We start from the raw sequence: 12095 nt of genomic DNA, 5'->3' as shown, positions 1-12095 counted from the left end.
GGCTTCCGGGCTTTTCGGTGCCTTATTGCTCCCGGCTCATTTCCCGCGAAACGTCCCTTTCCTTAATGGTTTCCCGCTTATCGTACAGCTTCTTCCCTTTGGCCAGCGCGATGTCCAGCTTGGCAAAACCGCGGTCGTTGATGAACAGCCGTGTCGGGATGATCGTCAGTCCCTGGTCGGTCAGCTTCGAAACCAGCCGCTTCAGCTCCCGTTTCTGCAGCAGAAGCTTCCGGTCGCGCAGGGGTTCGTGGTTGTTGTAGGTTCCTTCGGTATACTGCGAGATGTGCATCTGCCGGACGTACAATTCGTCGCCCATGAACAGACAATACGCGTCGCCCAGATTGACCTTTCCCTGCCGGACGGATTTTATCTCGGTGCCGGTCAGCATGATCCCGGCCGTGTAGGTTTCCAGAAAAAAGTATTCAAACGAGGCCCGACGGTTTTTGATGTCGACCTGTTTTGCAATTGCCTTGTCCGCCATATTCTGTTTCGACAATGATGAGCCGATACGCCCGGCCCACCGGTAGGTTTGGGCGTAAAATTACCAATTTGTGAACAGAAAACCCCGAAGGGCCCTTCGGGGTTCAGATCGAATCATCAACGGACAAAAAGAGATAAAACTGGAGAAGCCGGCATTTCACCATACCGATCGATCAGGCAGGCTATACGGACGAACCACAGCCTCAGATTCTTCCGCACATACCGGCTTACTCCAGAATAAGGTCACCCTTGTATATCTAAACAATTATTGTGCCGTACTGACAGGAACCATCCGACCGGGACAGGTCGGAAAATAAAAAGCCTTCCCCGAGGGCGGAGAAAGCTTTAACAGGAGCCGAAAAAGCCCTTATTTCTTCGTTTGTTTCTGTGTGTACTCCTTGTTCAGCCCTTCGATGATCTGCCGGGTGGCATCCAGCGAGCCGTCGGCAAAGAGAATTCCTCCGCCTTTGGTATAGCCCAGCACAAAATCGTATTTATTCTGCTTGTTCACCTTGCGGAGATAGTCCTGAATCTGGTTGTACAGTTCTTCGTTCTTTTTCTGCTCCTCCTCGGCCAGTTGCTGAACGACGCGATCCCGATAGGCTACCAGATCCTGCTGTTTTTTCTGCAGGGAGGCTTCCGTCGCCCGGGCCTGTTCCAGCGTCATCGTCTGGGCGCGCTGCTGGAAGAAAGCCACCTCGTTCTGGAGGGAACGGCCTTTGTTATTCAGTTCGTTGTCCAGCTGATATCGTTTACTTTCCAGTACTTTGCGGGTATCCTTGAAATATTCATATTTGGTCAGCAGGGAGTCGACATTGACAAAAACCATCTTGCGGGCAGGCGCAGCCGGGGTGGTAACGGCGGCAACGGGTTCAGGATTTTTCTTCTCAGAAAAGTGCAGGTAGTACAAAACAGCTACGGCAACCGCCAGAACGGCGTTTAAAATCAACGATGCGTTTTTCACAAGAAACAGTTAATTAATGGATTAAAGATTTTACAAAGTTACAATTTACGTTTCAGGTTTTACGAATTTGTTGAGAAAACCTGCCGCATTCCGCTTCCCGCTACTCCGGCAAAACCGCCGACAAGACCCCCGATCAGCAAGGTAACCAGCAACAGTAAAGCCGGGCTTGAGCTCTTGAAAAGCAGCTCGGCCATGCGGGCCGTCAGAAGGCCGTCGGTCCGGAGATGGATCAGCAGTGCATAGAGAAGCCAGACGAGGCCGATGCCGAGAAAGCCGCTCAGAAAGGCCCGTCCGCCGGATGGTTTCCGCCAGAAGCAGACGGTAAAAGCCACCACCGCAATTACCCACCAGGGCAGAAAAAGCTGTGCGATCGCACTGAGAAGCGCAATCATAAGAAACGGAATCATTTTGTCTCGGGCGTCAGTTTGAGGGTGGATTTCAGGCGGGGATGCGAGTCGGCTGCGGATTTCAGGTACAGCAACTCATACAATTCTCCCTTCCGCCAGGTGTCGATCATGTTCATATAGTAGGGACTGCCGGGATTGCCCGACTGCCCGCCGGGATAGACCCCGTAGGCCCGCACCGCCGGGCCGGTCTGGACCACCATCCGCCAGGAGGGTCCGGCCCGTCGACCGGCGGCATTGACGATGTTCGGCCCTCCGCCGATCTGCACGTTCAGCCGGCTGAAGGCGTCCAGGCCCGGAATCAGGTGCCGGATGCCGGTTCCCTTATGGCTTGCCCAGTGCCAGCGCGCTCCCACCGGACCGTACCTAGCGGCCAGCGAATCGACCGCGGCCCTGAAGCTACCGGTCACTATGTCGTCGATGGTTTCCTTCCGGTCGGGCGTCCGGACGTTGTCAAACCAGACGGATGCCGGTTCTTCCGTCAGCAACTGTAAGGTCCGGCTTATGTTGGGATGCCGCAGCGGACGGGAAGGATCGCTCAGTTCGTCCTGCCAGATGGCATCGTCCAGGAAGTCGATCCATTCCCCGAAAATCGTTGCACCGACGGAAGCCGTATCGTTCTGATAGTTCCAGCGCGAAAGCGTGGTCAGCGCCTGCGCCTGTACGGCCGTGAAGCCGTTTCTCCGAACCCGGGGTAGCAAGACCGGCAGAAACCGGGCCGCCCGAAGATTGTAGACGTCGTTCTGAAGCCGGCGTATGCTGTCGACCGTGGCCCGTTGCATGGCCGCCAGTGTCTGGTTGATCCGCATGGCCCGTTCCGGCGATTCGAACTCCCAGTTGAGGTAATAGGGATAACCCGGGTCGGTCGGAGACTGGTTGGCCGAGCTGACGAACCCCCGGGGCGGGTTTTTTACCCGGGGATTCTGGTCGGCCGGAACCCATCCCTGCCAGTCGTGAGCAGGGTTGGTTCCGTCGAGCAAAAACTTACCCTGATCCCGCCATTTCAGCGGAAAGCGACCGTTGGGCGAAATGGCAATATCTTTCCGAGCATTGGCAAAAACGAAATTCTGCGCCGGAGCCGAATAAAAAGCCAGCGCCTTCACATAGTCGTCATACGTGACGGCCCGGTTTAGAATATGGAACGTTTTCAGGGTGTTGTCTACCTCATGAGCTACCCAGCGGGCGGCATACCCGACCGGGATGTTGTTCCGGAAGGGCTTTTCGTCGGGCCGGTAAACTATCGGTCCATGATGCGTATACAGCACCGTATCCACCACGTCCGGCTTTCCCTTCACCCTGATGACCTCTACCCGGCGACGCACCGGTTTCCACTGGTTTCCGTGGAGGTATTCGGTTCTCCGCCCGTCGCGAAACCGGATTTTATAGAAGTCCAGCACGTCGGCGCCGACGTTGGTGACGCCCCAGGCCACGTCCCTGTTAAAGCCGATGATGACCGCCGGTGATCCGGGCAGCGATACACCGTATACGTTCATGGTCGGGCTGACCAGCTGAATCTGGTACCAGATCGACGGCAGCGTCAGATTCAGATGCGGATCGTTCGCCAGGATCGGGTAACCGCCGGCGGTTTTCTGCCCGCCGACCGCCCAGTTGTTACTGCCGACGCCGTGATCGTGGCCCGGCCAGTGCAGGCTCAGCAGGCTGTCGGGGCCGTTCAACGGCGGAGGGAGAGGAATGGTTGCCGGGCTGAAATCCCACTTCGTTCCGGCCGGAATGATCGGGTCTTCACGGAAGGGATAATCGGGAAAGAGGTTGGCCGTCACCGCCGGACCCAGCTTTTGCAGCACGTTCGTCATCAGCAGATCGTCGGCTCCGGCGGCCAGCGTCTGGGTCATCTGCTTCAGAAGCAGCGCCACTTTCAGCGGGGTCCAGGGTTCGGGTGAATAGCCCAATAGCTTATACTCCAGCGGATACGTTGACGGCCTTAACCGGTTGATCCAGGCGTTGATGCCGGCGGTATAGGCCTCCACCACTTCGCGGGAAACCGGGTCGGCCATCATGCCCCGCAGCGTCTGCTCGGCCCCGTAAACCATGCCCAGCCGACGATTATACCGGTCCAGTTCAAGGGCGCGGTCACCGATGAGTTCGGAGATGCGGCCGGCCGCGGCATGGGTCTGAAATTCCATCTGCCACAGACGATCGCGGGCCGTTACATAGCCCTGGGCGAAATAAACGTCATAATCGTTGCGGGCGAAAATATGCGGAACACCGAGTTCGTCGTACCGAACGACGATTTCCTCCCTGGCTCCCGGAATCGACAGTGTCTGCTCCGGTTCCATCCCCGGTTTTTCGGCGTTTTGCCAGAAGCCTTCGAACGGACTCAGCAACCGGCCGAAGGCGGGAACACTGCCCCATTGCCGATTCAAGGCAATGGTGAGTGCGATGGTAACTGCCCCAAACAGAAGGGCTTTCAATCGTCTCATAAAGTTAGGTGGATCGACCGGTTAGTGGCCCAAAAATAGAAATTAATCTTACTTTTATACCAGACCCCGTCCTGCTACCAATGCCCTGCGTTCATGCCGTTCTTCATCTACCTTCTTTGGACAGCCATAATGCCTTATCAGTCAGAGCCGTTTGACCTCCAGGGGCACCGGGGCTGCCGGGGATTGATGCCTGAAAATTCCATCCCGGCTTTTTTGAAAGCGCTCGATTCGGGGGTGACGACCCTGGAACTCGACGTGGTCGTCAGCAAAGACAGACAGGTGGTGGTTTCCCATGATCCGTACATCAGCGCCGTATTCTGCCTGACGCCCGACGGCCAACCGGTCGATAAAAAAATTCAGGCTCAACTGAACCTGTATCGGATGACTTACGAGCAGATCCGGCAATACGATTGCGGGTCGAGGAACCATGCCGCTTACCCGGAGCAGCAGAAACTAAAAACCGTCAAACCATTGCTTCGGGAAGTAATCACCCAAATGGAAGCCTACCGGGTGGAAAAGAACCTGCCGGCTTTTTCCTATAACATCGAGATCAAGAGTGAGCCGGATCAATACGGAATTTCTCAACCCGAACCGGCAGAATTCTCCGAACTCGTTTACCGGGTCGTCAGCGAACAACTTCCTCCCGAACGGGTTATTATGCAGAGTTTCGACTTTAACGTGTTGAAATACTGGAAGGAGCGGATCGATCAGGGTCACTACCGCAAGGTAAGGCTATCGGCTCTGGTGCTCGACCTGAAAAGCGTCGATTCTCATCTGAAACGCCTGGGATTTACACCAGACATCTACAGCCCGTACCATCGGTTACTGGGAAAAGGAACCATACGGCATCTCCATGAAAAAGGGATGAAAGTGATTCCCTGGACGGTGAACGATCCCGGCCGGATGAAACGACTCAGGGACTGGGGCGTTGACGGACTCATTACGGATTATCCCGACCGGGCCAAATACTTGTAAGTACACCAGATTTCGTTAAGTTTGACGTAGAATACGCAATGCTATGACCCTGCTGAACACGACTTTAAAATGGCTGTTAATGCGACGTATGCCCCGCATCGAGGCCGTGATGAAGCGCCCCGGCGAGGTGCAGCAGGGCATCTTTACCCATCTGATCCGGAAAGGCCGGGCCACGGAATGGGGCCGTTCTCACCATTACGATTCCATCCGGTCCGTCCGGGACTATCAGGAACGCGTACCGATTTCGTCTTACGAAGACCTTTATCCCTATATCGAGCGGGTGATGCGGGGAGAACAGAAACTCCTCTGGCCCTCCACCATTCACTGGTTCTCGAAATCGTCCGGCACCACCAACGCCCGCAGTAAATTCATTCCGGTTTCACAGGAAGCGCTGGACGAATGCCACTTTAAGGGCGGAAAGGACCTGATGGCGCTGTTTGTCGCCAACCGGCCGGAAACCAGAGTATTCGAGGGCAAGGGTCTGTCCATCGGCGGCAGCCTGCACGACAATCCGCACAGCAGGCAGGGTTTTGCCGGCGACGTCTCGGCGGTGGTCATGAAAAACCTACCGTCCTGGGCACAGTATATCCGGACCCCGCCCATCGATGTGGCGCTGATGAGCAAATGGGAGGACAAGATCGACCGCATGGCCGAAATTACCGCCCGCGAGAATGTTACCAGTATTCTGGGCGTTCCGACCTGGACGCTGGTTCTGCTGGAAAAAGTGCTGGGAATCACCGGAAAGCGCAATATTCTGGAAGTGTGGCCGAACTTCGAGGTGTTCATCCATGGCGCGGTCGCTTTTCAGCCTTACCGGGATTTATTCTCCCATCAGATTTTTCCGTCCTCCGGCATTTCCTACCTTGAAACCTACAATGCCTCGGAAGGCTTTTTCGCCATTCAGGACGACCTGAGCCGGGTAGGCGAAATGCTGGTAATGCTCGATTACGGTATTTTCTACGAGTTTGTGCCCGTCGAGGAGGCCGACAACCCGCATCCGAAAGCGCTGACTATCGGGGAAGTGGAACTGAATAAGAACTACGCGCTGGTGATCTCCACCAACGCCGGTTTGTGGCGGTATCGGGTGGGCGATACGGTCCGGTTTACCTCGCTCAATCCTTACCGTCTGAAGGTCAGCGGCCGGACGAAGCATTTTATCAATGCCTTCGGCGAGGAGGTCATTGTGGAGAATGCCGAAACCGCCATTACCAAAGCCTGTGAAGTCACCGGCGCCCGGGTCAGCGATTATACCGCCGGGCCGGTTTATATAAACAACGACACCCACGGCCGTCATGAGTGGATCATCGAGTTCTCCAGCGAGCCGGATCACTTCGATACATTCTGCGCCATCCTGGATCAGACGCTGCGGCAGGTAAATTCCGACTACGACGCCAAGCGATACAATGACATGGTGCTGCAACCGCCCCTCGTTCATGCTGTTCCTCGTGGAACATTCTACGAGTGGATGAAAACCCGGGGCAAGCTCGGTGGGCAGCACAAGGTGCCCCGGCTGAGCAATGACCGGCAATACCTGGACGATCTGCTCGACCGAATGGCTACCCACTCCTGAGTTTTCGGCCCGTCGAACGAAGCGTTTCACTCCGTTGTTCTTCCGGTAAACCCTGTCTATTTTTGAAGCCCGAAACCGTTCCGATCCGCGAAACAGACCGGGCAGGAGTAGCCGGCCGGTCTTTGGCCTACTTCCCGGCATCGACACTAAACGTCTCAGCATGAAGTCTTTCAATATTCCGGAATACTACCGTAGCCGCATTATCAGCCCCTTGAAGGAGTTTCGGCGGAAGCGCGATAAACTCAAGCGGGACTTTACGCCCACGGTGCTGGATTTCGGTCCGGTTCGTTTCTTCATTGCCCGGCACTTCGGCTTCTGTTACGGTGTCGAGAACGCTATCGAGATTGCCTACAAGGCCATTGCCGAAAACCCCGGCAAGCGCATCTTCCTGCTCAGTGAAATGATTCATAACCCGGACGTCAACCGGGACCTTCAGGACCGGGGCGTGCAGTTCATCATGGAAACCTCCGGTCGTCAGCTGATTCCCTGGGAACAGATCGGGCCGGACGATGTCGTGGTCATTCCGGCGTTCGGAACCACCCTGGAAACCCAGCGCAAGCTGGCCGGGATCGGCGTCGGTATCGAGCAATACGATACGACCTGCCCATTTGTCGAAAAAGTCTGGAACAAGGCGCACCAGATCGGTCAGAAGAATTATACGGTGGTCGTCCACGGAAAGCCGTCGCACGAAGAAACCCGGGCGACGTTCTCTCACAGCAAGGAATCGGCCCCGACCGTTATCGTTAAAGATATGGCCCAGGCCCGACGGCTGGCTACCTACCTTACCGGCGAGTCCCCGACCGAATGGTTCTATGAAGAATTTAAAGGGCAATTCTCGGAGGGCTTCAGTCCGGAAACCGACCTTCAGCGCATCGGCGTCGTTAACCAGACCACCATGCTGGCTTCCGATACCCAGGGGATTGCCGATTATCTGAAGCAGGTGATGATCCGGCAGTACAACCTGCTGCCCGAGGAGGTGGACAGCCGCTTCGCCAATACCCGCGATACGCTCTGCTACGCGACCAACGACAATCAGGATTCAACCTACGCCCTGCTGGATCATCCGGCCGATTTTGCCCTGGTGGCCGGCGGATACAACAGTTCGAATACCTCGCACCTTGTGGAGCTTTGCGAAGAAAAACTGCCGACCTATTTTATCGAAACCGAGCAGAAAATTCTTTCCCGTGAGCTGATCCGGCATTTTGACCTTCAGACAAAACAGGAGGTGGTGACGGAAAACTTCCTGCCCGGCCGTCAACCCGTGACCATCCTGCTGACCTGCGGGGCCTCCTGCCCGGACGCGGTCGTGGAAGGCATTCTGATGAAAATCGTCTCCTTCTTTGAAAATACCCGAACGGTGGAAGAGGTGATGGACGCCATCGAACAGACCTATGCCTGATACCGGTTACTGTTCCGGAACACGCACCGTCACTTCCGTCGGGGCGCTTTCGTTGTGCAGCCGGTCCACGGACGTGACCACATAGGCATACCGCCGGTCTTTCTCGGCCGTCCGGTCGACGAAACGGGTTGTATGTTCTCCCACGCAGATGGCCAGAATGTGCCTTGGGTCATCCAGGTCGACTTTCCCTTTCCGGTCGAACCGATAAACCACGTAGTAATTCGCCCGATCCCCGTCGGGAGCCGGGGCAGGTTCCTGCCAGAACAGCTCGACACCCTCGGGCGAAGCGGTGGCTTTCAGGTCTTTTGGGGCCAGGGGCGGTTCCGGATCTTTCCAGGGCATGGGCGGGATCAGGGCCGGATACCGGTAGAAATCCGTCAGCAATGAATCCCGAACACCGTTCAGGTTGCTGGTCAGTGATTTGGAGCTGAAGAAAATGCTGCCGTGGATCTGCGGATACTGCCGGTTGTAGCGCAGTTGCGTCGGCATTTCGACGGGGTCACCCCAGGCCTGGTCGCGCGAGGTCGGGCGGCCGATCCGAAAGGCGCCCTGCCCGATGTAGAGGTGTCGGTTGAAGCCGTTTTTGATCCACCAGTCGACCAGGCCACGGTACGGCACTTTCACGAAATCCGTACTAAAATAGACCTGCGGGGCGATATAATCGATCCAGCCTTCCCGAATCCATTTCCGTGTATCGGCGTACAGATCGAAGTAGGACGTCAGACCGCCGGTCGTGGGTGAGCCCTCCGGGTCCTGGCTGCGGTTTTTCCAAACCCCGAACGGACTGACTCCGAACTTCACGTACGGCTTGATGGCCTGAATCGAATCCCGAAGCTGGAGAATCAGCCGGTCGACGTTATCGCGTCGCCAGTTGTCGCGGTTCATGCCGTTATAATAGGTTTTGTAGGTGGCATCGTCGCGTACGACCTGTCCGGCAATTCCGTAGGGATAGAAATAATCGTCGAAGTGAATCCCGTCTACGTCATAGTTCCGGACGATGTTCGTCACGATCCCGGTAATGTAATTCCGGACTTCGGGCAGACCGAGGTTGAAGAGTTTGCGGCCGCCGTAAAGCAGCATCCAGTCCGGACGGCGCGCACTGATATGGTCGGGGGCAACGGAAGCGATCCGGCTGAAGGTGGCCCGGTCGAGGTTGAACCACGCATGAAATTCCATGCCGCGGTCGTGGGTTTCCTTGATCATGAACTCCAGCGGGTCGTAGAAAGGCATCGGCGCCACGCCCTGCCGGCCCGTCAGCCACTCGGACCACGGCTCGGAGCCTTTGGCGTAGAAGGCGTCGGCGGCCGCCCGGATCTGCACGACCACGGCGTTGATCCCGGCCCGCTGGTGCTGGTCCAGAATTTTAACGAATTCGACGCGCTGGCTGTCGGCCGGCATTCCCTTCAGACTGGGCCAGTCGATGTTGTCGACCGTGGCGATCCAGACGGCCCGAAATTCACGTTTAGGCGGCTTCTGGGCGACGGTCCCAAAATTCCCCAGGCACCACGACAAAAGAACGGCCAAAATAGCCCGGCAAAGAAAACGCATTGAAAACGGATGGATCGAGATTAGTATTTCCAAAGATACGGAACAACCGTCTCATCGATCAAACTTTACCGGCCCCGGATTTATTGCATTGGACTAAGGCAACCCCGGGCAGGGTCGGCTTTGTAACCGTTTTCCGTTATGCCGCAGGCAGTATCGGGCCGGAACCGGGAAGATTTTTGATAAAATTTCGGCCTTCCTGACCAAAAAGATTTTTTAATGACAACCAATATCCGAATTTTATTTGGAGGCTGTCTGAAAAACAATGCCCTATAGTGTGCAATACGATTTGGTATAACTATTGTTTCCTGTAATTTTGAACCCAGATTTGGGCCACAAAACCAATCATTATTCTATTTTTTAGTAATTAATCCATATTCTTTTAGAAGATTAATTGATTGTGTCTTAGTTTTGTGCCATCTCCTTATGGTTGGATTAAGTTTATTACTATCATGTCAGGAACCAAACTCGATCAGATCGATCGGAAAGTGTTAGAGATTCTTCAGACAAACGCCAAGATCACCAACGCCCAGTTGTCGAAGGAAATCGGCCTCTCACCCGCCCCAACACTTGAACGCGTAAAGAAATTAGAAACCTCAGGCATCATTCAGAGTTACCATGCGCAACTGAACCGCGAGCGCGTCGGCCTGGGAGTTACCACCTTCGTTCAGGTGACGCTCGTCGGACACAAAAAGCAGGTAACCGAGTCATTCGTCAATGCGGTCCGCGAGATTCCGGAGATTATCGAATGCCATCACATCACGGGTTCCGGTGATTTTCTGCTGAAGGTCATCGCCAGGGATATCTCGTCGTATCAGGTGCTGATGCTGGAAAAAATCAACGAGATCGAGGAGGTAGCCAGCACCCAGACGATGGTGATCCTGTCGACCTTCAAGGAAAGCAAAGTACTTCCGATTCCCTGAAACCGGCCCGGTTAATACCGGTAACAAAAAACGGTTCGTCCTTGCGGCAGAAGCCGGCCAAAACCGGCAGTCTATCGCAACGGCGAACCGTTTTTTGTTACTGCTCAGGCCCGTCTGGCCTTCCGCCGTTCGTCTCTCCGGCTCTTTTTCAACTCCTGGAGCGCGTCTTTGGCCTCTTTATACTGGCTCGATTTTTTATCGGCCTTATCCAGCACTTCCTTGAAATGAATCTGGGCCTCGTCGTAGTTCTTCTCCGCCGTGGCGATCTTCCCCAGACTCAGCACCGACGCCCAGTAATAGCCCGCATCGAACGAGCCCGTTTGTTTGGCGAAATCGATCGATTTCTGATAAAACTGCCTGGCCTGGGGCAGATCCCGGCGGTAATTGTAGTTGATGTAGGCCAGGATATAGGCCGCCGTTCGTCCGCCGACCGCTTCGTAGCCGTCCATCCCCCGTTCGATCTTGCTAAGGATGTTTTTAGAAGCCGTTTCGGCCTCGGTCATGCTGCCCCGGACGAAGGCCGATCGGGCATAATACCGCTCGAAATACGGGTTGTCCGGGTATTGCTGCCACATATACTTCGCCAGGTCATAGGCTTTATCATACTGGTTCTCCATGCTGTATATCTGCAGCAGGAAATACCGGGCCTCCGTGCGGGTATAGAATGCATTGTTGGCGGTTTTCTCCAGTTGCTGAATGCCCAGCGTCTTGTTCCCTTTCGGGAAAAACATCAGGATGGGTTTCAGCGCCGGGTAGTTCTTCGGAATCCACTGGGCGTAGAAGTTATACAGCCCGTCGCCGAACAGAAGTTCGGGGGTGAGGTCGCCGTAGCCTTTGCACTTATCAAAGTATTTGAGCGCGTTCTTCCCGGCCAGCGTAGCCTTGGCCCATTTCTTTCGCTCGGAGTAAAGACGCCCTTTAAAGCCGTAGGCAGCCGCCAGAAAAAAAGCCGGCTCGACTTTGTTATCCTTTTCATCGTAGAGCTTCTCCGCTTTGGTGATGGCGGTATCCAGGTACGCCAGGCATTTGTCGTCGTAGTCGGTCACCTCGGTGTTCGGCACGATTTTCCACCACTCGGCCAGTCCCATCAGGAAGTACGGCATGGGGTGGTCAGGGTAGCGCAGCCGGAGCCATTTGAACTCCTTGTCGGCCTCGTAAAATTTGTAATTATACAAGTTATTGATAGCCTCCGCCGACTCGATCTGGACGCCCGGATGCTTCAGAAGCATGTCGTATTTCTTATCAAATTCGGCCAGCGAATACACCTGCGCCCGCGCTGAAAAAGCGGACAGAAGAACCAGCAGACCAAAGATGGCTTTTTTCATTTTTTCGCGATACTTCGATTACCTCCTATCAACGAAGTTTTTGAAATTCAAGTTTACCTGACGGAAAGT

General features: G+C 55.2%; 10 protein-coding genes. 4 read left to right on the top strand and 6 right to left on the bottom strand.

All coding sequences use genetic code 11. The annotated features are described in order from the left end of the window. Nucleotides 1-22: 22 nt before the first annotated feature. The 4 genes from smpB to DX909_RS12740 all read right to left on the bottom strand — a co-directional run bounded on the left by smpB (nt 23) and on the right by DX909_RS12740 (nt 4289). Complete coding sequence (gene smpB / locus DX909_RS12755; RefSeq protein ID WP_128545566.1) at nt 23-481, bottom strand: SsrA-binding protein SmpB; 459 nt, start codon at nt 479-481, stop codon at nt 23-25. Between the two features lie 366 nt (nt 482-847). Next, nucleotides 848-1444, bottom strand: coding sequence for an OmpH/Skp family outer membrane protein (locus DX909_RS12750; RefSeq protein WP_128545565.1), 597 nt, complete (start codon nt 1442-1444; stop codon nt 848-850). A 59-nt stretch (nt 1445-1503) separates the two neighbouring features. Continuing rightward, nucleotides 1504-1851 (bottom strand): hypothetical protein, encoded by a 348-nt coding sequence (locus tag DX909_RS12745; RefSeq protein ID WP_128545564.1) that lies wholly within the window; start codon nt 1849-1851, stop codon nt 1504-1506. Beyond that, nucleotides 1848-4289, bottom strand: a complete 2442-nt coding sequence (locus tag DX909_RS12740) for a penicillin acylase family protein (RefSeq protein ID WP_128545563.1) — start codon at nt 4287-4289, stop codon at nt 1848-1850. Before DX909_RS12740 ends, DX909_RS12745 begins: the two co-directional genes overlap by 4 nt. 129 nt (nt 4290-4418) lie before the next feature. On the opposite strand from DX909_RS12740, the gene DX909_RS12735 reads away from it, so the two are divergent. The 3 genes from DX909_RS12735 to DX909_RS12725 all read left to right on the top strand — a co-directional run bounded on the left by DX909_RS12735 (nt 4419) and on the right by DX909_RS12725 (nt 8233). Then, on the top strand, nt 4419-5264 hold the full coding sequence (locus DX909_RS12735) for a glycerophosphodiester phosphodiesterase family protein (protein ID WP_229311032.1): 846 nt from the start codon (nt 4419-4421) through the stop codon (nt 5262-5264). 43 nt (nt 5265-5307) lie between these two features. Then, nucleotides 5308-6834: a GH3 auxin-responsive promoter family protein gene (locus DX909_RS12730; RefSeq protein WP_128545561.1), complete on the top strand. Its 1527-nt coding sequence runs from the start codon at nt 5308-5310 to the stop codon at nt 6832-6834. A 160-nt stretch (nt 6835-6994) separates the two neighbouring features. Next, the gene (locus tag DX909_RS12725) at nt 6995-8233 is read left to right on the top strand and encodes a 4-hydroxy-3-methylbut-2-enyl diphosphate reductase (protein ID WP_128545560.1); all 1239 of its coding nucleotides are present in this window, start codon (nt 6995-6997) and stop codon (nt 8231-8233) included. Nucleotides 8234-8239: 6 nt separating this feature from the next. Here the strand turns inward: DX909_RS12725 and DX909_RS12720 are convergent, their stop codons facing one another. Further along, a complete protein-coding gene (locus DX909_RS12720) occupies nt 8240-9781 on the bottom strand; it encodes a glycoside hydrolase family 10-like protein (RefSeq protein WP_128545559.1) in 1542 nt (513 codons plus the stop codon). Nucleotides 9782-10230: 449 nt separating this feature from the next. On the opposite strand from DX909_RS12720, the gene DX909_RS12715 reads away from it, so the two are divergent. After that, the gene (locus tag DX909_RS12715) at nt 10231-10701 is read left to right on the top strand and encodes an Lrp/AsnC family transcriptional regulator (RefSeq protein WP_128545558.1); all 471 of its coding nucleotides are present in this window, start codon (nt 10231-10233) and stop codon (nt 10699-10701) included. Nucleotides 10702-10805: 104 nt separating this feature from the next. Here the strand turns inward: DX909_RS12715 and DX909_RS12710 are convergent, their stop codons facing one another. Continuing rightward, on the bottom strand, nt 10806-12026 hold the full coding sequence (locus tag DX909_RS12710; protein ID WP_128545557.1) for a tetratricopeptide repeat protein: 1221 nt from the start codon (nt 12024-12026) through the stop codon (nt 10806-10808). Between the last annotated feature and the right edge of the window lie 69 nt (nt 12027-12095).

Source organism: Larkinella soli (assembly GCF_003703975.1).
In the GTDB taxonomy this organism is placed as follows: Bacteria; Bacteroidota; Bacteroidia; order Cytophagales; family Spirosomataceae; genus Larkinella; species Larkinella soli.
This window is presented reverse-complemented; position numbering and strand designations above follow the sequence as displayed.